General features: G+C 42.5%; 19 protein-coding genes. 4 read left to right on the top strand and 15 right to left on the bottom strand.

Annotation, left to right across the window (positions count from 1 at the left end):
• Nucleotides 1-13 precede the first annotated feature (13 nt).
• The gene (gene parM, locus ACQG1K_RS22695) at nucleotides 14-1,048 is read right to left on the bottom strand and encodes a plasmid segregation protein ParM domain-containing protein (protein ID WP_015063116.1); all 1,035 of its coding nucleotides are present in this window, start codon (nucleotides 1,046-1,048) and stop codon (nucleotides 14-16) included.
• 372 nt (nucleotides 1,049-1,420) lie between these two features.
• Between parM and ACQG1K_RS22690 the strand changes: the two genes are divergently transcribed.
• From ACQG1K_RS22690 to ACQG1K_RS22675, 4 genes are read left to right on the top strand one after another with little or no spacing between them, the layout of a single operon-like run.
• A complete protein-coding gene (locus tag ACQG1K_RS22690; RefSeq protein ID WP_015063115.1) occupies nucleotides 1,421-2,368 on the top strand; it encodes a metallophosphoesterase in 948 nt (315 codons plus the stop codon).
• Complete coding sequence (locus ACQG1K_RS22685) at nucleotides 2,368-3,207, top strand: hypothetical protein (protein WP_015063114.1); 840 nt, start codon at nucleotides 2,368-2,370, stop codon at nucleotides 3,205-3,207. The genes ACQG1K_RS22690 and ACQG1K_RS22685 overlap by 1 nt, the downstream gene beginning before the upstream one ends.
• Nucleotides 3,200-3,721 carry a hypothetical protein gene (locus ACQG1K_RS22680; protein WP_015063113.1) on the top strand — a complete coding sequence of 174 codons (522 nt, stop codon included), beginning with the start codon at nucleotides 3,200-3,202 and terminating at the stop codon, nucleotides 3,719-3,721. The genes ACQG1K_RS22685 and ACQG1K_RS22680 overlap by 8 nt, the downstream gene beginning before the upstream one ends.
• Nucleotides 3,718-4,110 carry a hypothetical protein gene (locus ACQG1K_RS22675; protein ID WP_022652165.1) on the top strand — a complete coding sequence of 131 codons (393 nt, stop codon included), beginning with the start codon at nucleotides 3,718-3,720 and terminating at the stop codon, nucleotides 4,108-4,110. Before ACQG1K_RS22680 ends, ACQG1K_RS22675 begins: the two co-directional genes overlap by 4 nt.
• Nucleotides 4,111-4,295: 185 nt before the next feature.
• Here the strand turns inward: ACQG1K_RS22675 and ACQG1K_RS22670 are convergent, their stop codons facing one another.
• From ACQG1K_RS22670 to ACQG1K_RS22605, 14 genes are all read right to left on the bottom strand, one after another.
• Nucleotides 4,296-5,300: a ParB family protein gene (locus ACQG1K_RS22670; protein WP_022652164.1), complete on the bottom strand. Its 1,005-nt coding sequence runs from the start codon at nucleotides 5,298-5,300 to the stop codon at nucleotides 4,296-4,298.
• Nucleotides 5,297-6,550 carry a ParA family protein gene (locus tag ACQG1K_RS22665; protein ID WP_015063110.1) on the bottom strand — a complete coding sequence of 418 codons (1,254 nt, stop codon included), beginning with the start codon at nucleotides 6,548-6,550 and terminating at the stop codon, nucleotides 5,297-5,299. The genes ACQG1K_RS22670 and ACQG1K_RS22665 overlap by 4 nt, the downstream gene beginning before the upstream one ends.
• A gap of 2,360 nt (nucleotides 6,551-8,910) precedes the next feature.
• The gene (gene trhC, locus ACQG1K_RS22660) at nucleotides 8,911-11,592 is read right to left on the bottom strand and encodes an IncHI-type conjugal transfer ATPase TrhC (RefSeq protein WP_015063109.1); all 2,682 of its coding nucleotides are present in this window, start codon (nucleotides 11,590-11,592) and stop codon (nucleotides 8,911-8,913) included.
• 8 nt (nucleotides 11,593-11,600) lie between these two features.
• Nucleotides 11,601-12,551 (bottom strand): TraV family lipoprotein, encoded by a 951-nt coding sequence (locus ACQG1K_RS22655; protein WP_015063108.1) that lies wholly within the window; start codon nucleotides 12,549-12,551, stop codon nucleotides 11,601-11,603.
• A gap of 9 nt (nucleotides 12,552-12,560) precedes the next feature.
• Nucleotides 12,561-13,313, bottom strand: a complete 753-nt coding sequence (gene htdT, locus ACQG1K_RS22650) for a protein-disulfide isomerase HtdT (protein WP_185757620.1) — start codon at nucleotides 13,311-13,313, stop codon at nucleotides 12,561-12,563.
• Nucleotides 13,314-13,418: 105 nt separating this feature from the next.
• Entirely contained in the window at nucleotides 13,419-13,925 is a 507-nt protein-coding gene (locus ACQG1K_RS22645; protein WP_134390576.1) for a transcriptional regulator, read from the bottom strand.
• 8 nt (nucleotides 13,926-13,933) lie between these two features.
• Entirely contained in the window at nucleotides 13,934-15,292 is a 1,359-nt protein-coding gene (trhB, locus tag ACQG1K_RS22640) for an IncHI-type conjugal transfer protein TrhB (protein ID WP_022652153.1), read from the bottom strand.
• Nucleotides 15,282-15,722: a plasmid transfer protein HtdO gene (gene htdO / locus ACQG1K_RS22635; RefSeq protein WP_015063104.1), complete on the bottom strand. Its 441-nt coding sequence runs from the start codon at nucleotides 15,720-15,722 to the stop codon at nucleotides 15,282-15,284. Before htdO ends, trhB begins: the two co-directional genes overlap by 11 nt.
• A 1-nt stretch (nucleotide 15,723) precedes the next feature.
• The gene (locus tag ACQG1K_RS22630; protein WP_015063103.1) at nucleotides 15,724-16,962 is read right to left on the bottom strand and encodes a TraK domain-containing protein; all 1,239 of its coding nucleotides are present in this window, start codon (nucleotides 16,960-16,962) and stop codon (nucleotides 15,724-15,726) included.
• 2 nt (nucleotides 16,963-16,964) lie between these two features.
• Nucleotides 16,965-17,750 carry a TraE/TraK family type IV conjugative transfer system protein gene (locus ACQG1K_RS22625; protein ID WP_022652152.1) on the bottom strand — a complete coding sequence of 262 codons (786 nt, stop codon included), beginning with the start codon at nucleotides 17,748-17,750 and terminating at the stop codon, nucleotides 16,965-16,967.
• 11 nt (nucleotides 17,751-17,761) lie between these two features.
• A complete protein-coding gene (locus ACQG1K_RS22620) occupies nucleotides 17,762-18,079 on the bottom strand; it encodes a type IV conjugative transfer system protein TraL (protein ID WP_022652151.1) in 318 nt (105 codons plus the stop codon).
• Nucleotides 18,080-18,130: 51 nt separating this feature from the next.
• Nucleotides 18,131-18,484, bottom strand: coding sequence for a hypothetical protein (locus tag ACQG1K_RS22615; RefSeq protein WP_015063100.1), 354 nt, complete (start codon nucleotides 18,482-18,484; stop codon nucleotides 18,131-18,133).
• 289 nt (nucleotides 18,485-18,773) lie between these two features.
• Nucleotides 18,774-18,959, bottom strand: coding sequence for a hypothetical protein (locus tag ACQG1K_RS22610; protein WP_032610388.1), 186 nt, complete (start codon nucleotides 18,957-18,959; stop codon nucleotides 18,774-18,776).
• Nucleotides 18,960-20,009: 1,050 nt separating this feature from the next.
• The coding region (locus ACQG1K_RS22605) for a RepB family plasmid replication initiator protein (RefSeq protein ID WP_015063098.1) at nucleotides 20,010-20,885 on the bottom strand (876 nt) is incomplete at its 5' end.

Below are 20,885 nucleotides of genomic sequence, written 5' to 3'. Positions count from 1 at the left end.
TACAAAACCATCATCACGCAAAAACAGTATCTGCAATAGCCAGTGAGAGAGCGAATTGCGGATTATCTACCATGATGATTTTCGATTTATCAAAATGTTCACGCACTGCCGGTTCAATCAGGTAAGAACCCCCACCGACTAGGAATACATTGTGCGGACGTTCTTCCACCTGAGTGACTGCTTTGATCACTTTTTCTTGAAGTTGCGCTACGGCACTATTTACGGCTTGGAAGACACCATCAAGATCATCGGAAGAAACCTTTAGTGAGGCTTTGTTATCACGATTGTCGACCAAGTGTTGAATATACGCGTAGCTTGCGTTCAGCTTTGAAGAATCCAGATAACGACGGACTTCATCATATACGATAGAACAACCAATACGGTCAAAACCCTTGACTCGGGAGATCTGTTCCAGCTGACCAGTAATGCTTGCTACATCAAGTGTTGTCCCACCTAAATCGATAACCAGGCTTGATTCAAAAGATTCAATTAACTCAATTTCATCTGCACGAGTTACCGCCGGAAGTGACTCAGGAAACACGGTAACTGAAACAACATTAAATGAAACACGCTTACCATCAATATAACGTTCAACCGGCTTCATCAGGTTGTCTTTTTTCCGTTGGATGTTTTCGTCATTGGTTTCACCCAAAGCGGTATAAAACTGACTAAGTGGCAATGTTACATAGAGATGAACATCCTGCGGCTCTAAACCAGAGGAATGAAGAGCATGGTGAACATTCAGACGACTGATCTCATCGTACTGATGCGCAACGTCGGTAGTTTCAAGGGCATTACTAGATTCACTGTGATGAGAGAATCGTTGAAGGCCATCAATAAGGTAATTAAACGGAATAAGCCCGTCATGGCTTACCCGGAAATCTGCAACGAAACTATTTTGAGTCAATAAGGGAACAAGGTCACCTTGATTGTTAACACAAACCAGTTTTGCCGCTTTACTACCATCATCAATAACAACTTTAAGTGTCTCTAATTCAGTAGAGTTTGATTCAGCTACAGCCAGTTTTGTTTTTACTAATTCAGTCATGCAGAACCCCTCGAATTGGTTTAATTAACCCACCACTTTTGATATGGGATTTATACACTAATGGTTGCTTTAGGTCAACAAAAACGAGGCAAGAAACACACGTAAGTTATTGTTAAAAAAGAATCCTTCGTTTTTAAAAATTGTCTTGCTCTACTTTATGTACACTTGATAAAAACACACATAAATGACGTTTTCTTCAGCTTTACGACACTAAAAAATCCTATCCAAAGACGGCACTTAAAAGTCTCTCTGTGCGGATACTACAGATGAATTCAACTTCTATTTTGCCTAAGCGCAGAAATTAGCCCTCTTAACGAAAATATTGCCGACACTCATCCGGTATTATTACTGTACTTTCTAGAAGAGGCATTTATGGCATCTGAGCACGTCCAGACAATTGACCTGACTAATTATTCCGGAAGGGTTTTCTTTCTGGCAGACCCCCATGGACATTATTCGACGCTTTGTAATCTTATCCATTCGATATCGAGCCCAGATGAGGAACTAATCATTTTCCCTACCGGGAATCTCTTTGATTATGGTCCTGAGCCCATGGAGTTAATGACAGCGATAAACACTGGTATTTTTGATGGACGTTCTGTGCGAGTGTTCTCAGCAGCCGGGGCTGGTGAAGAGATGATGAAGAAGCTCTTACCCACAAATAATGATCGTAGGACTTATTACCCAAGCACATTTCTTAACGAACGGTGGTGTGCAAGAGGCGGACGTTGGCATAAACAAATTAACCGCAGTTATCTTGAAGAGGAGATCAGCAAACTGCTCTCCACCCAGCTGGCCACGGTGATGAAGGTGCTTTTTAAAGGAAATATTACTATCGGTGTTTGTCCATCCGACTACACGGACATACGACAGGGTTTCGACAATACCTATAACGCTCTCCTCGCGTTTAATCAGGCAAACGTGAATATCTTTCAGAGTCAGTTTCTTTTTGGTATGGATCACGCAGTCAGCCCAATGAATATTAGCGATGTCAACCTCGTTGTACTGGGTCGGAATCCGGTCAATAGCATCAGAAAGGCTCATGGGTTACCTTTGACTAACTTACCTGTACTCGTCGGCAACTGTCTCCATATCAATACTGGCTCGCTGTTCATGTCAGCAATTAGCGATCCAGCACTACTAGCCCCAGGTATACCTCGTACTACAGTTCCGGCAATAACGCTGGTCGAGTTGATACTGGCCTCAACACCAACCCTAATTTGCCACCAAATGATCCTTAATAAGAACGGCATTTACACACAAAACACAACACCACTTGACCTGGATTTAAAAGATAACAACATAGAGGCTGCTTTATAATGCAGAAATTAAAACTGATAATTTTACCGGTGCTGGCATTTGTGTGGCCATCAATCAATGCAACCGCATCGACTAAAACACCAATGCCTACTTCTCAGCAGTCAGTTGCTAAATCTGAGGCTAACTATGAATTTATTTCTATTTCTGCAAAATATGTCGACGGTATGTGGCTTGTTAATGGTCAACAAAGACCTGTAATTAAAACAAGCATGACTAAGCGTAACTATCTCCAGATCGCAAATCAGTCAACACTTACGCCTTTGAACCTTGTGATACCCAAAATTGCATTTGACGTTATAGCCAAAAATGGCGTTTTGTTATCAAATATTGTATCCCTGGATGAAGATGCAGCCGGTAAAAAAATTCTATGGTTAGAGCCGGGTTCCAGCCTGACAATCTCTTTCGTCAATGACCTATCCAGTACCCCATTACAGGCGATAGTGTCCGTAAGTAAATTGAATAAAAGCGTTATTGCGATTTTTGGACCAGACCAGGGTAAAAAATTCACCCTCCCCCAAACTTCAAAATCACAGGATTTTTCAAAGGAGTATGACCCTTCACCAGAAGTCGCACTACGTCTCAATGTGCCCAAAAAAATTCACTCTTCCGTCACAATCCCAGATGTCGCGACTGCATCATTACCGTCCTCACATACCTACGAGATTATAGCGACTGATAAACTCAGGTCTTTTATGTTTTCAGAGTTTGTTTGGGTTGGTAAACGTAACAGCTTCCTCGTTGGTTCTAATTATTTCTCCAAAAATTTGACGGTTTACCCAGGTGAAGAATTCGATATCAGCACCATACAGAAAACGATTATGAGGGCTAGTAATGATTAAAGCAGCCGGAGTGATTTTTATCTGTCTTTTGACTGGCTGTCAGTCGGTTGGAAGCAAAATTGCAGACCTCCCCTCAGTAGGTTTCGACCCTGTGATGAGCAACAAAAGTGAATCCTATACCGACGGAAAAGTTACTTTTCTGATTGAGAGTTCAGGCACTGATGTCTGGCTGCTCGCCAAGAATGGTACCAAGGAATTTATTGAGTTATCGGATCTAAATCTAGCCGGAAGCCGTTGCACCTATTCATCGCGTGGGAAACTGTTATTAACACCTGGTTCAGTTTCATTGTTTACTGTTCCGACTGTTGGTTTACTCGGCCTTTGCTACGACAACACTGACCAATTAACGTTTATTAATAACGCATTTACCAAAATTTCACAAAAGTCGAGTGATGGACCCACATTGCCATTGTTGTTCAGTATTAGATATGAATTTCCCGGCTCGGGTGAAACAAACACAACGCTAGTTACGCAATCATTAAGTCTTGCATTTTTGGAACAGGAGCAATCATGAAATCTATATTGGCCGTCATCTGTATTTGCTGCTGCGAGGTGGCTTTTGCTTATCCTTATCGCATCTACACAGCACCTGATGGTGCCATTGTGAAAAATATACTGACCAATGAAGTGATCGGTAGGACACCGGTTGAAGTTGATGTCAGTAATACTGAAGCAGGCTCCACGTTCGGGATATCTATGTATCGGCATGAGAATGTTGCAATAAAAATATTCACAGTAATGCCAAGCGCGGAAAATAACTTTACTGTTTCAGGTCCCGACGTTGCAACAATGTCTTTACCAGGTAAAGCCCCTTTAAACGTAATTAATGACAGTAATGCAGCAGCAGTTCACATAGATCTCAGGCCTTTTCTTTCTGAACCTGTACATCAACCCATTCAATAGTTAATTTAGGTCCCTGTCATGGGGACCTGCAATCTCATTTATAAGGATATTTGTTCTAAAGATCATGCAGTTACACGCATCTAGAATGATTAAGGCTTTACAGTATTGATAATGGAGGGAATGAAATTAAGGTCAACATAGTAATAAATCCGCATCCTTGCGATGCGGATTAATGCAAAATTTAATTATTCTTTTTCTTTCAACTTCGATTTTATAAACTCCTCAATTTCTGCGATCAATTCGCTATTAATTCTATTAAATTCAAACCTAATTTTTCTTCCAGACGCATTTTTGCTAATCCTTGCATATTTATCTTTATTATCAAACACGGCTAATTCACGAGTTTCCCACCCCTTGCTAGGAGGTTTTATGTCAAGCTGTTCAACTACTGTAGTAATTTTATCTATTACTGTCTTCTGTGCTTCGGAAATATCGGTTACATCCAAGCTCCTTATTTCCTCCCGAACATTATCTACAACTTCCTCAAGAGAGAATAAATTCTTTTCGACGTACTTCTGTAGTCGGGATAAGCGATTGTAATACGAGTTAGGAATACCTTCATAGTCAGGAAAGAGAGCAATAAGAGAATTATCTATCTTCGCCGCCTGGATACGCTTAGAAACAGATACATGGCTGATTCCGAGATAATTAGCAAGCTCTTCATTAGTTGCAAATCCAAGGTCTTTCATTTTCTGTAAATACTGGAATCCAACTTCACGGTAAGAAAATCTCCGTGATGTCTGTGCTGCTGTAATGATGGAATTAATATCTTCCGGGGATAATTCATCCGGCAACACCCATAGTGGCAAATCCTTCGCAGATTGAATACAACAGAAACGCCTACGACTGCCCTCTATAAGCAGATACACCCCATTTCGTTTGACAGCAACGCCTTCTGTATCAACACCACGTACCTTAATTTGTTCCAGGATATCTCGAACTGCATTTACAGTGAGAGCTTCCTGGTTTCGTGGGTTCATAGGGTGTACTGCGGTTTCCAGTTCCACCTTCTCAGCCGGTACAATGATGTGTTCAGCTTCCAGCTTACGTCCATTATGTAAAGCAAACAGCTTCCTCAGTCGAGGCTGTGATTTCAGGCCTGGAAGCCCGGAGCGATGGCTGACTTCAGTACGCTTAGGTGCATTAATATAACGGGATTTGTCATTCCCGATATGCTGCTCATCACTCATGCGTTACTCCTTTCTTTCACAGAAAAACTCTTAATCTCATTTATAAATTGCTGGTAGACCGCCATTACAGATTCTTCAGCCACATCAAGCTGCTTAGGTGAGCAAAGCTCTTCAGACTTTTTAATATCCAATACGGTTCTGCCCCTTGATGCTGCGGCTTTAAACGCTTCGGAATTTTTAATATTTGCAGACATAAAGAGTTCCTGCACTGTTCTTACCAGTTTATCCAGAACAATTTTTTCATATGGACTCTTATCGTCTACGTTAACAGCCAGCACTTTGAACCACCTCAGATTTTCGCCCTTGCTCGGCGATTGTTTGAAACGCTCGCTGATGGTCAACATGAAATCAGTTGTGGAAGCATAATCGTATTCACGAGGTGATACGGCAACAAGAATGCCATCAGCGGCTTCATCAGCTGCCCAAGTGATTGGCGAATCCTCTGGTGGAGTATCGATGATAATCAGGCCGTATTTTTTCTTCAAAACAGGCAGAATAACTTCTTTGAATCGAAGTAATAGCTCTGTTCGTTCTTCTCTGGAACACTGCCAGTATTTATCTTTAAATCGCGCATCTGTAGGAAATGCTGTAATAACATCAAGATTCGGTAGGTGTGTCGAAAAAGGCATACTCTCAATGATTTCTTCTTCCGAATACCCTAAATCAAGGTATTTTTTGTAATCTGAGTCCTCTTCATAAACCCCTAAGATGGCGTCAATAGCAGTGAGGAAAACATCATCTTCCGCTACACTTTGTATCATCCCGCTACCAATTGAGCCTTGTGGGTCCCATTCGATCAAAAGTGTCCTTGCGTTTAGATGCATATCAAGCGCTGCGGCTACAGCAAGAGCCCCTGAAGTTGTACTCTTACCCGTGCCGCCCTTATGGTTCTGCGTTACGATTGCACGGCTATGGTAATAGTCGCTGTACCGAGGACAGCCCAGAGCATCCATGATTTTTTGGACGTCCCACCTGGTATAGAGATGGTTTTTGTTCTGAAAGATAGGAGCACCAACCAGACCTCTATCTTCAAGATCGGCAAGGATTTTATTAAAGGTGACGCGTGACTTGCCAAAAAAATCTGACAGATTTTTTTTATTCAAACAATGGTTATAGATGAGGCGATCTACACCTTCAACACTATCATCCGAGACCGAAACCCTTGAAGAGACCAATAATGACTCCTTCAGGGAAATCTGCTCGCTCTTCATTCGTTGACCGACAAGGGCGATCTTATCAATTAGATTCATTCTCTTCCGATCCCTTTTAACCTAAATAATGAAATTAAACGCATATATGTACACTTTACGCATAATGCGTACATTCGTGCCTTATGCGTTTAATTGTAACCGTAATTCTAACTATACGCTAACGTTCTGTTTCTTTTTCGTCGATTATGGGATATCAGCCTCATCGGTTTACTTTGTTATGTGTAAAAAGAGAGTTATAAGGAATGACTTTCAACATTGGCGATAGCAAACTACCGACTTAACAAGAGTCAGCTATGTGGCAACTAACGTCAATTCCCCTGTATTCAAAAGCATCTCTTTTTGGGCTGGCGATTAACGGGGTTAAATGTTCCGGCACTCAAACAGCATCCCGCCCTGGGCTGGCGATTAAGGGGGTTAAATGTTCCGACACCCGGACAGCGTCCCTCCCTTGGCTGGCGATTAAGGGGGTTAAATGTTCCGACACCCGGACAGCGTCCCTCCCTTGGCTGGCGATTAAGGGGGTTAAATGTTCCCGCACCCAAACAGCATCCCGCCCTGGGCTGGCGATTAAGGAGGTTGAATGCTCCGGCACCCGGACAGAATTCGGCCTTGAGCTGGCGATTAAGAGGGTTCAATGTACCGCCGCTCCGACAGTATCCCGCGCTGGGCTGGCGATTAAAGGGGTTAAATGTTCCGGCACCTGGACAGTATCCGCCTTGAGCTGGCGATTAAGGGGGTTAAATATTCAGGCACCCGAACAGTATCCCGCCCTGAGCTGGCGATTAAGGGGGTTAAATATACAGGCACCCGAACAGCATCCCGCCCTGGGCTGGCGATTAAGGGGGTTAAATGTGTTCCGGCACCCGGACAGTATCCCGCCTAGAGCTGGCGATTAAGGGGTTATATGAATCAGTTCCCGGGAGGGATCTATACATGACCTACGATAAAAGCAAAACAACATTAAAGTTTGGTTGTAAGAACTGAAAAGTACAAAGTTGAAATATGAAACGCGGGTTGGACCTCTCTAACGTTAGTGGTAATGACTTATGGTGCAAACATAAATCTACATATTTATGGGAAGCTGGTTAGACGACGTCCGGTCTGAAGCGCACAGACTGAAAGAGTACCGTGTGGTTCGGCGTGAACCCAGACAATAATGTTAATTCTTCGCAGCAAAATAAGAGGGCGTTCTCACAAAAGTTGTGGAGACTTGTGCAGATTACTTCTTCTGAAATCTCGTAGGCCGTTCTAATTATCTCTATGTTACTAACATTTAATTTCCTTTACCTTTTCTAGTGTTTTCGAAATAAGGTTTCGGTGTGCTAGAACTTTGTTGGAATTTAAAGCCTGGACTCTAATACCGGGCAAAAGAGTAGAATATGCCAGGCCCCCGCAAAATTTTCGACGGCTAAGGCGCCATTCAGGAATGAACTAAATCCTTCCTGCTTACCTCGTGATCCAAAAGATGGCATTCAGAATACTAAGAAAGCACGCCGAATCTGAGCCTATAACCCTTTGGCTAAATTATGCAAAGCAATGTTACTCAACACCCGGGATAAACTTTAAGGTGTTTATATACCAATTTTGGAGATTAAGGCGCACATACCCGGCGGAGCGAATTGGTTGGATCGTCAGTAAATTGTTTTATTAGGAATAAACTTCCCCAATTTCAAGATGCGAATTTCAGGTTTTTTGGTAAATGGCACTACGCTTGTTTTACAGATAGCAACCAGTTACAACATCTCGATTAACCATATTCTAGTAATCACTTGAAGCTGAAAATGGTTGACTATACCAACCTAAATAGAAGGCATTTCATTTTAGTTCAAAACAAAACTGCAACTTAATAGTTATGGTTGGTTTAGATAACCACAAATACGAAAATTGACTAACAAAACAAAAAGAAACCAACTCACAAATATTATCTCTAACTTGTTAAACAAACCAACAAGACATGAGTTATTGTTTGTTTTTCAATGCCTTACCAAACTTTAAATCGATACATAAGAAATTATGGGTTGCTTAGCTAACCATAAAGATAGTGTTTATATCTAATATACAGTAGCGCGACAAATTTGGTTATCACTTGCAACCACAACATCCGTATCCAAGGCAGGAAATTTAGCTCAGCACAGGCCGAGCATGATTAAACATCAGCCGTATAAAAGCTACATCACCAATCAACTTAAGTAGAAGCCCCAGAGAAGCCAATCAACAGTATCTACAAATAAAATTTAGGGATATTTAGGGATATTTAGGGGAGTTAATTCGATCCAGAAATTCTGAACCTGAACAATTGTTGCGGGGGAGGGCAGTGTAACACAGTTAAAAACCTGTATTTTGAGTAAAGTACGGATACCTCATCCAGTAAAGATGAGGTATCCAGTACTACTTAAACGTTATGCAGCTGCATTGCTAGCAACTTCCTGTTCATACAGTATCTCAATTGCTTCGCCGTAAGAGCAATCAAGACGGCTTTGTATTTCCCATAGCTTTCCACGGTCGGTACTGTCAGTCGTAAAACAAAGCTCCATTTTCCTGTCTACATAGAGGCGACATATCTCCTGGAAATTCTCGAATCGGACGAGCATCTCAGAAAATGCACGCTTTATCGTTCGTATGTTTTTCATACGCTCATATTCAGCATCAGTCGTGGAGAAGTAGTTATTAGCCTTCATGGCTTCTATGCTCTCCTTTTCCTGCTTCATGATGATCTTCCACGGCGAGTTGGCCGTCAGGGCTCGACCTACCGAGGAGGTGAAGTAATCTTCAAAGGACTGGGTAATACAAATACCAGCACAGTTCGTTTTCCTGAATCGGCGCCAGGCAGCTTCAAGGAAAGATGAGAAAAACTGATTTGACTGATTACTGGAGCCTGAAGCATTATCCGGGCGAATATACTCCCATGCCTCATCAAGGATGAACAACCGGCGGCGACCGTCCTTTTTGATAAACATTGCATGCTGAGCAGCTTGAATGATCGACATGAGCACGACTGTCTGGAGGTGAGGGGTACCCTTCAACTCTTCAAGCTCAAGAACTATAAACCGACTACCGAAGTTTATTGGCGGGAGCTTTTCGGTAAATCGATTTCCGTAAATGCCTCCTTCACACCATTGCCCTAATTGCTCACCGATATCTTTAATACGCTTATCTTCATGGGCAGAACAGCGGCGTGCAAATCCTGTAATAGAGCCTGTACTTCCGACTTTACGTGATTCGTTATATTCATCACCAATCAGTTGAAGCATGACCGATTGTTGAAAGTCGTCAATATTTCCTTTTTCAGATGCCATTATTTTTAACTGATTCAGGACCATAATGGTCTGTGCAACTTTATCCTTTTCTTCATCGTTATTATTTGAGTCGTCATTGAAAACAGGCGCTTCATCAAAAACTCGGTCTGCAACAGTGACATCGGTCAAAAATGCGAACGGATTCAGAGTAAAATCAGGCTTTTTACCAAAATCTATAAACTGACTATTTGTATATTGCTCCGAAATACCCTGATACGAGCGACCAACGTCAACTACAAAAATCTGGGCTCCATCAGGGTCAAATGCATCATAAGCATTGTTTTTGAAACCTTCAAAAGTATCACGATAATGGATCAGATTATTAGAACGCGGCCCTGCACCAAGATAGTTATTAATGATGTATGCAACCCAGAACGATTTGCCTGCACCAGAAGTCGCCCCAACAACCATATTATAGCTGGCAGAAGTCTTGAAGATATCAAGCCCCAACAGCTGGCCCTCTCGTGAGACGAGGTTAAGTACAGGTCTGTCAGTATTACCTTTCCATGGGCCGAATAGAGGGGTCATATGCGCTGCACCAGTATTACTGACTACCTCAAAACGGTCCAGATCTAGTATCGTCTTGGGGTCATTACACATTGGAAGGCAAGAGACAAAAGATGGAAAGATGATGTATGAATCATCAGCCACTTTAACGCGACTTTCCAGATAAAATGATTTTAACTGGTCTGCGGCAGACTGGACATCTAATGCTGAATTCCCCATGACGGTAAATGTCAGATAACTGTGTAAAAGACGGGCCCCATCTTCCAGTTCACGTGTTACCGCCATGTAATCATTATCCATGTCCTTCAGTCTTGGACAAAACGTTAAGACGGTTGGGATACTAGCTTGTTTGTTAGTAATTGCCTTATATCTGACGTTATCTCTAGCTAATTTTAAGGGATCGGCGAAATGGACTGTTTGAGTTATCATAAATGGGCTAAATATAGTTTTACGCCCATTCATCCAATTCACTACAAGTTCATACATGCTTCCAAAATTTACATGTTCTGGGAACTTGACCACAGATAATTGTTTGAAATAACGATGTTCAGAAACATCAGTACTCTGCGTTGTAGATGAAAAATTATTTTCAGTTACTGTATATTTTCGCCCCGGAACATTTAGCTGTTCGTTAAGACGCCTCATAGTGTTGACTTCAACATGACCTTCAGCCCAACGTGATGTTTTTCCCGGATGCATTAATTTATCCATGCAATAAAGCCAGTTTTCGGCGCTAACTTTATGTGGAAAAAGGCCCAGTGTGTTCAACTTACTGATTAGGTCAGAGTACAGTGCATCGATGCGATTAATTTCAATTTCAGTAGGAAGCGCAGATTTCAACGGAATAGAAAATGACATCCAGATCTGAAAGTCACGAAGCATTAATTTATCATGATCCGGTTTTAAGGGTTCATTTAGACTTCTATCATAATAATCCAGCTGGTAGGCCGTGAGTAAGTCCCCCTTAAGCTTATCATGTCCTTCCATTCGACCACCACGAACTGCCGACCAGGCACTTAAATGCAAGGTCAGGTCCGGCAGTGCTGTTAATGAGGTCTGACAGATAGTGTCAGTAGGAAAATCCATTTTAAATAATTCAGCTAACACATCCTGCTGATTATCAAAAACACCAGGTGAGGGGTTACAAATAAACATAAACCCAAGCCGATTACCGTCTATTAGAAAATAATTCGTGCCAGGAATCTGGTCGTATACAGGAATAAACCCACCAAACTGGTGGCGACTTAATTCTTTATTATAGATGTTAGCAGATTTCATTCGCGACCTCAGAGTTGTCTGATAATACCGTTAGACGAAACTGCTTTCGTTGCTCGCTGTTGCTGTTGCATATTTTCACGAGCGGCATCCTGAACTTGCAAAGGAACTATTCGCGCCGGATTTGATGTCGAATTTTTACCCGCAATCCAAGTTTGGGGTTTGACATTCACATAGACAAAGCCAGGCAGGTTTAAAGCGTCATTATCGTCCGTGTATGGTGCAAAGGTGATTCTCATGACGCGGCCTTGCTGAAGTACAGCAAGCGGTTCTGGAGCTACCACAGCCTGTTTATACCCTTGTGTACGGTATTGCTGGATCTGGCCAGAGCTGAGCGTAGGGTTTACAGGCTGTCCATTATTAACGGAGTAAAGGTCTTTACTAGCACTGATATCGGAATTTGGCGCAACGTAGCGCGGTACAGGTGCCGGAGATACAACCTGTGTTGTTTGCTTCATGACATCAGCAGTCGGATGGATAAAAGGGTTACCGGATGCACCTGTTGAGCTGTAGCTCGTTGTCATCCTTACATTAGAATTAACTGGAACGCCGCTTATCGGCCGTGGCCCGATTGTTGATGTTGGCGCGCCCATTTTTAATGTCTCATCGTACATAACGGGGACTTGGCCAGCAGGTTTAATTTGCGTCGTCTTGTATGTCACAGGCTTATTTACCAAGACGGCAGACTTAGGGTATTGCACAGCGCCAGGCGGCGAAATTTGGGCAGGGTACTGGCTGTCATTGACAGCCGATTTCTCCTTTCCCGAATTAGCTTCTTCCTCCGCAAGGCCGGAAAGATCATCACGGTTATTCGTTAGTTCCATAACTTCACGAGGGCCTTTACAAACGACCCCTTTTTCAATTCCCGGACATTCTGATTCTGAGCTGCCGATAGTACAACCCGCTAGGTATGAAGATGAACCAACAACCAGAGCGCTGAAAATAACTTTTTTAATGTTCATTTCATTACCTTAATTAGTAGCAAATGGGTTTTTGAGTAAGGGTTCGACACTTTGTTTTAACCATGAATCAAAATCTTTCGGTATGCCATTACCGGCAAGTCCGTCTTGTCTCACAACTGAAGGTACGCCCTGTAATTTATAAATACCTGCCAGCATCAGAGATCCTACCAATGGCTCAGCCGGACATGTTTCTGCCTCTTTTTTTGTCAGGAGCCTTTGTTCTATATCGGTCTTATTTCCCATAAGCCAACGCAAGATATCAAGGTCATTCACTTTGCCTTTTTCTTTACTGCACCATAGTTGACGTAATTCTTGCTTTGGCTCACCGGGGGAGGGGATTAAAATGATGTCAACCCGGTATTTTTCTCTTTCGTCATAGAATTTTTTTATTAAATCTTGGCAACCATCACAATCAAGCGTGATAAAAATAGCGGCTTGTCTTTTTAGTTTTGGGTTTCCTAAAGGGATCAATGCCACAGTATCAAGAGGAAAGGGGGCGTCGTCTAAATTAATAAAGTAGGATTTTCGTACATCTTCTACGGATAAGACTGACTTTCTCTGAAGAATGTCCATGACGCTACCACCCGTTATTGTATAACGTCCATCAGTGGTCACAGCCATCAACTGCGAACGTTCATCCTGGAACAGATAAAGACCTCCAGTCGGGATGTAAATAACATCTTTAGGCTTATAGCTTTGCATTTTCGCCAGTACGCCCTCTAAAGGTTTCGTGGACACTCCACCTTCTTTTGCTTTTTCCATTAATGCAGCTGCATCAGTGTTGTTTAATACATTTTCAGCAGCATTTGTAAGGGGTGGACACACTGTGATCATAGAGACCAGCAGAGATAAAAGTAACTTTTTCAATTATCGTATCTCACTTTCTTTTGTTTCGCCTTGTAGAGATTGTACCTCACCAAAACTTCCACCAAGGTCGATATAAGAGACTATTTGAACATTATCTGGAATTGTTACTGCTAATGATGCATCAATAACCAAATAGCCACGAGAACGGTAAACTTTCATTAATGCTTTAAAGTAATTTTCAAAGTTTTTTTTAGACTGTACCAAATCCGGCTCAGGATTCTGCTTATTAAATTCTTTCCTTAAAGTTTGCATATCAAGTACTGCAATTTGGTAGGACGGATTCGACATTGCTTTGACGCTTTCATAAACAAAACTCGCCCCCTTGTATCCATAGATCACGAAAAGCACAGCTAGGCCAGCTAGCATCAAATACTTGAGGGTTTTCTCGATATCTATTTCCAAAGTTACTTTTTTGGTTGTACGTATACCCCCAACAGGTTTAGCCGCCTCAAGCTTCACGTTTTCAGCAGAATCACTTTTTGTTCCTGGTTCAATGTTATTTTCCATAATTAACCTCAGCGACTCGTCAGGTTTGTAGGTATTGTTGCGCCTGATTGAACGATAAACGTAATTGGGCGCCCTGGGCTAACTTCGACTATTGGCCACTGCTGCTCAGCAATTGATGTGTAGTAGTCCACAAGACGGTTTAGACCGCCCTGAGCTGCTCCGGCTCCGGCCAACGCTCCTAATGCCCCGATGTTCGGCGATTGGTATTCAGCCGTTGAGTTAGGATCGATATTTAACGAAGACACCTTAGATGGGCTCAGACTACCAGCCAGTGCTGACAGGCCTCCTGCAAAAGCAGAACCTGCGATCGCATTTCCATTTCTACTTATCAGATTTCCACGAATACCATTTTTCCCGTCATTTTCACTAACTGCGTATGCTTCCAGTTTGACGTCGAAAGCTTTTCCTTTCGAGTTCACACAAGATATTGATGTTGCCCGAATGTATGCTCGCTGTGACGCCAGATCACCCACAGCTGAACCCAACAAATTACAATCCCGCAAATCCATCGTGAAATTGTTTGGCATGATGATGTCTTTTTTAATACGCATAGTGACTGGCATGGGTTCAGCTTTAGACGACAGACTCGTTGGGGCTTCCAGACCATTAATTAGCACCCCTGTGATAATTGACGTCGCTGGGAGAAACATTTCGTCTTTACGTGCCGCATGCCGAGCTTTACTGTCTACAGGAGCGGTCCCGTCGCCGCGAATAGTTCGTGTCGGGGCTTTGTCACCGCCAGCAACGACCTCACGCCCCTCTCTTATCCGGCTTTCGGATATCGGCATAACCTGAATGACACCATCAGAACCATTTGTCTTAATTGAACTCTGCGTGATAGTCCGCATTGGGCTATTTCGGGTCGGTGTGATCGGAGCGTATCCGGAACTAGCCCCATTCACCGCAGCATTTGGATTTAGCTGGTATGGCGTTGCTGGGGCCTGCTCATTGACGTTTTTGCGTGACCCACCTGCGTCGAGATTACGATTACCGTTTCGTGAGGTCTGCATGTCAGTCAACTGCGTCGAGAGCTGCTGGACTTGTGAAGCAAGGTTGGCAATCTGTACTTTGCTTTCTTGCTGGGCCTTTTCAGCTTTATCACGATCTGCCTTTGCCGCATTCTGATCAATGCGGTTCTGCCTGACCATTTCGTTATAAGTCTTCTGGCTTTCCTCGTTACTCAGCTTAGTCATTTGTGAATCATCAATCAGGAACCCAGTTTGCATATCTTTTTTCTGGGTTTTCTTCTCTTTTTTAACCGGAGTGGAAAAAATTGATTGACTAATAACGATAATCAATACAATCAACGCAGCACCAATTACTGAGATTCTGACAGTTTTATTTTCCCAGGCATTTTTAATGTCCATTATTAACTCCACTCTTTGGTTGCTGGAAGCGCTTAACTTTCAAATTTCGTTCGTTTTCTGTCATCTGAGGCACGATATAAGGTTCACCCGCCCTGGGCCATTTATCTTTAAAATTCAATCCTGAATTATCGGATTCAACAGGGGCAAAATCCTTACCATTATTAAGCGAACCAACTTCTTTAATTTCCTTAACTCCGCGCCGACTTTCAAACTCGGTTGAGCTTCCAACGAATTTTTGCGCAAGGGTAGGGTCGCTTATAATTATCGTATGTTCTTCAAACGCATCGTCAACTGTCTCACCCGGTCGGTGGTCATCGGGAACTATATTCACTGTTCCTTTTGGAATGTACTCAGTTTGGTAGTAATAACTGGTACCCAAAAAAACGACTAGTCCAAATGAGACCCCTGTAAGAAAAGTAGCTTTTCTCATTTTATCTTTTAATCAGGCTTGGTCGTGTGGTTACACGAGTCTGGCGCTCTTTAAATAATTTATCCCGCACAATGTAAAGCTCGGTTTCCTCTCCAGGCTGAAGAAATGCTTTATCGAACAAAGCACTTGCAATTACTCCTTCAGTTATACATTGCTGATCAGCGACAACTTGTCCGTAAGGCTTGTCATTTTTAACAAGAATGACATCTATCAATTCCCTAGATCCCACAAGTCTTTGCCCTAACTTTGAATACATATTGAAATTACACGGGGACTGCTCTGAGCTCGGTATACGTGACAAGCGGTCTTCTTGTAAACTAAAACCAGAAGGAACCTCACCTAGCGCAACCGGAGTCAGTAAATCAATGATCCGCTGTTTATGGTCATCCTGACGAGGGTCAGATGGTGCCAACTCTTCTGACTGGGATCGTGCCAGCATCTCATCATAATTATGTTTATCCAAAGATGTCTCACGTTTCGCCTGCATTGTCGGGCTCAAAGAAGTTGTGACCGAAATCATTGCACCAGGAACATCCAGTGGAACCAGTGTCAGGTTATAAGTCGATTCAGGCACTGAATCTTCTGAAAGCATTATTCCAATTGGCTTATCCGTGTTTGTTGAAATAAATACATCGCCGCCGTTAACGAAAATACTGGCTTCATCACCTGGCGTTGAAGTACTTACAGATGCGTTTTTAAATGAAGTTGAAATTCTGTTTTGCAGACCCCGTGAAACTGGCAGTACAATATTCCCACCCGGTGGGACGTTTACTCGCTGCACTTCTTTGTAGCGATTACGAGCCTCTACATATAACTCATCTGCTTTTGAAGGGGCCCCGGTGCTTTGTGCATTTTGTTGAGGCTCTTTCCCTGCCGGTCTTCCGTAACTATCAAAATTTCCGGATTTAACCTGTTGCTGATAACCGACAAGCGTAGGGTTTTTTGACAATGCGCCAGTTATCTCATTGACAGCTGGGGAGGCACTACTTGCAGGTGAAAGACTTGGTAGTTCAGTGGTCGGTTTTGTTGCTTGTGACGTCTCAGGCGCGGGGCCGGTGCCAGATTCTTTAATAATCGCATTTTTCACACCATTCTGAAATTCATCTGCCCCGACAGGCATAACAACCGGGTTATTTACTGTCGCCGGTAACTGATAGTCTTCAGCAAAGACTACATTCGAAGTTGCCAGCAAGATCATTGCTGTAATCGCGTGACAGCGAAAGCCCTTTTTAGAAGTCATAATTAGTTACCTGTAGACGGCGGGGGATTATCGAGTGTTGCCAGTTGTTCTTTGCCGTTGATTGTAATTTTCTTAATATTTGGTGTACCAGAATACTGATTTACATAGGCTATGCGTGGTCGTCCGTTTTTCATACCCAGCACCCATTCAAACGTCCATTTTGATGATTCTGTTTTGTCCGGAACATTAATCAAACGCGTTGATTTCGTTCCCCAGACATAGACCATGTCATTTTTGGTGTCATAATACATATCGATCGGTTTAAATGACTGTTCAACACCACGAGCTTGCATAATATTGGTCTGCTGCTGTAATGACTCACGGGTTTTCGCCTGTAAATCCGGAGAAAGCGCATCCAATATGGTTGTTGTTACAAAGCCTATGTTTGTTGGGTTTATGTTCCCAATTAAAGTACTGAAGAATAAGGCCCATTGAGTTTTATATGACTCTGAGGCTTTATTTCCCACAACTTTAACTTCTTCCGTCATATTAGGCGGAAGCACAATAGTCACAGGATCGGTAAGAAATTGATTTTTTACCACTAAAACTGCGATGACTAATATAGCAATTGAATTCACACGTAAGAGTTTTTCGTCACGTTTAATCAATGCACTATAAGTAATTCCAATTTCAGAAGCTTCAATCTCTTTACTAAAGCGAGCTTTAGAATCCCGAAAGCGTCCTTTTGAGTCTTCGCCTCCATTTTGCGAAGTCTCGTCCTTTTTATCAAAATCGCCATTACTGGCACTTTTAATGAATGGAATTTTAAGCTTGCTGAGAAGTTTCATTCTTAGCTCCATCAAGAATAGAGGTTTCTGATAAATGGATCGGTAAAGTAACGACTACTAAACACTGATTTCCCTGGAAACAAGCCGAACCACCACAGTTTGTGTTTGAGTTTTCCTCTAACTCCTTCTTCAGCTGCTTTTTTATATGCAAACCAAAACACAACCGCAACAACTACAGAAGTTATAAAGAAATCAAAAATATTACCACTCGCGATAGTCACGAATGTTATACCCAATTGCTTTGCATCCCAGAATAGAATCAACAAAGGCATATTAATTCTGTAAGGGAAACGATAGGTATGTGGAGGTACCTCGTACTGACTTGTCATAAAAACTCCAGAGAGGGGGAATATCCCCCTCATCGTTATTGTTCTAACAAATCACAGCGGGATACCAGCATCCAGGAACGTGCTGATAATTTTTTCACCGTTTGCCATAATCAGCATCATTAATGCTGAAACCAGCGCCAAACCAAGGTTAGGTTTTACAACGCCGAAATAAGCTACGGAGAACAACATGCCGCAAGCGATGATTTTACCCGGCGCACCAGTTAATGCTTCGCTCATGTAGGCCCAGATATCGCCGAAGGCTCCGTCGTCGGAACCCGCGTACGCTAAACCGCAACTTGCTAAAAACAGGAGAATAAACAAAGGCACTTTTGCATGTTTAGACTTCAGAAATGCAAAAGCGTTAGTTTGTTCTCTTTCAACGTTAGTATTCAATGTCAGTTCCATAATTACTCCGTGTTGATTTGAGTTCACGTAAACGCATTTGCATAATACTTTTTATTTTTCTTTCATTTTTCTGTTAACCACCCTTTTTTTCCCTTAATTGCGCCTGGTGTTTTTTTAGCCTATGAATGTCACATGTGAATACCGTGTGTATATCGGATTGAAGAAGGTGAGGCAGGTTATTTTTTCTTTATAGGGAAGAAGTTCATCGTCTATCTCTTCACCATTTTTGTGATAACCATCCAGTCCGATATTTGAGAAAGCTCTGTGTAAGGATGTCATTCTAAAAAAGTCACTTTTCCCATTGATACAAGTGCTTTTCAGCCACATCCTGTGTGTCGCCCCATTCATGCAAATGCTTTTCAAACAATGCGCCTTTTCCAGCCTCATTCATGCAAATGCCTTTGTAGCAAAGACACATATCCGAAACCCATTCATGCAAATGCTTTTCGACCAAAGGAACCTTTTCCGGGCTCATTCATGCAGTTGCTTTTCGACCAAGGGCAACTTTTACTATTCCATTCATGTAAATGCTTTTTGGTGAAATTCAGCTATCGAATCCCATTAAGAGAGGTACTTTCAGTCCAAAGGCACCTTTTCAGGTCGATTCATCCAAATGCTTTCCGGTCAAAGACACCGTTACGGCGCCATTCATGCAAATGCCTGTCAACCAAAAGCACCTTTTACTATCCCATTCATGCAAATGCTTTTCGACCAATGCCCCGTTTGCTGCACCATTCATGCAAATGCTTTTCGACCAATGCCACCGTTTGCGGCCCCATTCATGCAAATGCTTTCAGCTAAAGGCACCTTTTTACTGTCCCATTCATGCAAATGCTTTTCAGCTAAAGGCATCTTCCCGCCTCATTCATGCCAGGGGTTTCCAACGTAGGCACCTTACACAAACTCATTCAAGCAAATGCTTTTATACAAAAGGCACTTTTCTGTCGCCATTGAAGCAAGTGCTTTTCACAAAGGTCACTTTTCTCCCCCCATTGAAGCAAATGCTTTTCACCACCACTATGGGATTTTTAAACGATTTGCTTTTATTTTCATGAGGTTATGTTTACTTATGGGACCTCTGTTTTGAACTGGATATTTATCAAAACGCCTCTGTTCTAATCATGTCCCAGACAATTACAGGCTTTAATTTTCTGTGCAAATCTCAGTGTGACATGAGAAGGACAGGGATTTTTCACGTATAGCCACTATGCACAAACGTTGATGGGTAGTTTTATCTAAAGGCATCTGGATGAATGACTTCTGATTAAATCATTCAAAATCAATTGCTTAGTATTCGTTATCTAACTCAGTGAAAATTAGTTAAATAAAGCATTCGATCGAATGCTCAAAATTCCCAGGGTGCTTAAGCAAAAGTAAGAAAGGAAGCAGGGAAGCAGGGAAGCAGGGAAGCAGGGAAGCAGGGAAGGGTATTCATATCAGCAGAGGCGTCCAAAAAAGCATTTGGATGAATGCCCGTACGCCTCATTACATCCAAAGTTACTTTTCTGCGAACTGAACCAGAGGATCAGCTTTGTTTTGCCAGAGCAAGCTTTGGACTTCTCTTAAAAATCTGGAACTGAATATCTCTACCTTTCTTAACCTCTTGATATTCAAGGTATCCTATTGATTTTAACTCCAGCATAGCCTTTCTGATGATCTGGTTTTGAGTACGTACTGGAGTCGTCAAAAGAAGCCGCTCACGCAAACGCTTCATGTTAACGAATAACGTTCCGGCAGGCATTGCCTCAAAATAGATGTACAGGCTCTGTGCAGCTTCTTTTTTGGCGAGAACCGACAGTACCTGTAAGCTTAATAGGGTTTTATGATCATACCGGTAAAGCTCCCACATCGAGGGATCACCCACGAGCTCTACTGTGTCCTTCTTAGGGTCAATCATAGCTTTCTGCACAAGGTGTGTGACAGTGAAGCGTTCAGTTTTAGAATCACGGAAAGAAATAACAACGGACGCGAGGTTTGCCAGCGCTTCCTGAAATCGTGAACGGGTTCGCTTGTTGATATTTGTAGAACTGATACCACACATTTTTGCAAACTCATTGAACGACAATGTTATTTTCTCGGAGGCGAATCCATATTTACTGAACGCCATAATGCACCCAAGCCAACACTTGAAGTCCGTGGACATCGAAAGCTTAAGGCCAGTGATCCGGATGTCATCGTATCCTTCTGACCGGGCCAGTTCCATGCTCGACAACTCATCAGAAGCATCAACCTCAAAATTTCTGAATCGCTTCTCTTTAGTTCCCACCGGGGTAAAAACACTTAAGCGCAGTAAAGCAATGGGTTGGACCGATTTCGAAGAGTTTGGACTCAGTTGATAAGTCCTCCCTGTATCCGTGTTGGTCACATCAAACGGATGTGCTAACTCATTGTTATCACTCAT

The organism is Enterobacter cloacae complex sp. 402C9 (assembly GCF_050030745.1).
GTDB classification, from domain to species: domain Bacteria; phylum Pseudomonadota; class Gammaproteobacteria; order Enterobacterales; family Enterobacteriaceae; genus Enterobacter; species Enterobacter intestinihominis.
Note: the sequence above shows the minus strand (reverse complement) of the source record. Positions and strands in the feature narration are given on the sequence as shown.

What these genes read in the sequence shown, in the direction of transcription:
- parM (WP_015063116.1), bottom strand. Translation starts at nt 1,048, where the DNA reads ATGACTGAATTAGTAAAAACAAAACTGGCTGTAGCTGAATCAAACTCT.
- ACQG1K_RS22690 (WP_015063115.1), top strand. Translation starts at nt 1,421, where the DNA reads ATGGCATCTGAGCACGTCCAGACAATTGACCTGACTAATTATTCCGGA.
- ACQG1K_RS22685 (WP_015063114.1), top strand. Translation starts at nt 2,368, where the DNA reads ATGCAGAAATTAAAACTGATAATTTTACCGGTGCTGGCATTTGTGTGG.
- ACQG1K_RS22680 (WP_015063113.1), top strand. Translation starts at nt 3,200, where the DNA reads ATGATTAAAGCAGCCGGAGTGATTTTTATCTGTCTTTTGACTGGCTGT.
- ACQG1K_RS22675 (WP_022652165.1), top strand. Translation starts at nt 3,718, where the DNA reads ATGAAATCTATATTGGCCGTCATCTGTATTTGCTGCTGCGAGGTGGCT.
- ACQG1K_RS22670 (WP_022652164.1), bottom strand. Translation starts at nt 5,300, where the DNA reads ATGAGTGATGAGCAGCATATCGGGAATGACAAATCCCGTTATATTAAT.
- ACQG1K_RS22665 (WP_015063110.1), bottom strand. Translation starts at nt 6,550, where the DNA reads ATGAATCTAATTGATAAGATCGCCCTTGTCGGTCAACGAATGAAGAGC.
- trhC (WP_015063109.1), bottom strand. Translation starts at nt 11,592, where the DNA reads ATGAAATCTGCTAACATCTATAATAAAGAATTAAGTCGCCACCAGTTT.
- ACQG1K_RS22655 (WP_015063108.1), bottom strand. Translation starts at nt 12,551, where the DNA reads ATGAACATTAAAAAAGTTATTTTCAGCGCTCTGGTTGTTGGTTCATCT.
- htdT (WP_185757620.1), bottom strand. Translation starts at nt 13,313, where the DNA reads ATGGAAAAAGCAAAAGAAGGTGGAGTGTCCACGAAACCTTTAGAGGGC.
- ACQG1K_RS22645 (WP_134390576.1), bottom strand. Translation starts at nt 13,925, where the DNA reads ATGGAAAATAACATTGAACCAGGAACAAAAAGTGATTCTGCTGAAAAC.
- trhB (WP_022652153.1), bottom strand. Translation starts at nt 15,292, where the DNA reads ATGGACATTAAAAATGCCTGGGAAAATAAAACTGTCAGAATCTCAGTA.
- htdO (WP_015063104.1), bottom strand. Translation starts at nt 15,722, where the DNA reads ATGAGAAAAGCTACTTTTCTTACAGGGGTCTCATTTGGACTAGTCGTT.
- ACQG1K_RS22630 (WP_015063103.1), bottom strand. Translation starts at nt 16,962, where the DNA reads ATGACTTCTAAAAAGGGCTTTCGCTGTCACGCGATTACAGCAATGATC.
- ACQG1K_RS22625 (WP_022652152.1), bottom strand. Translation starts at nt 17,750, where the DNA reads ATGAAACTTCTCAGCAAGCTTAAAATTCCATTCATTAAAAGTGCCAGT.
- ACQG1K_RS22620 (WP_022652151.1), bottom strand. Translation starts at nt 18,079, where the DNA reads ATGACAAGTCAGTACGAGGTACCTCCACATACCTATCGTTTCCCTTAC.
- ACQG1K_RS22615 (WP_015063100.1), bottom strand. Translation starts at nt 18,484, where the DNA reads ATGGAACTGACATTGAATACTAACGTTGAAAGAGAACAAACTAACGCT.
- ACQG1K_RS22610 (WP_032610388.1), bottom strand. Translation starts at nt 18,959, where the DNA reads ATGAGCCCGGAAAAGGTTCCTTTGGTCGAAAAGCATTTGCATGAATGG.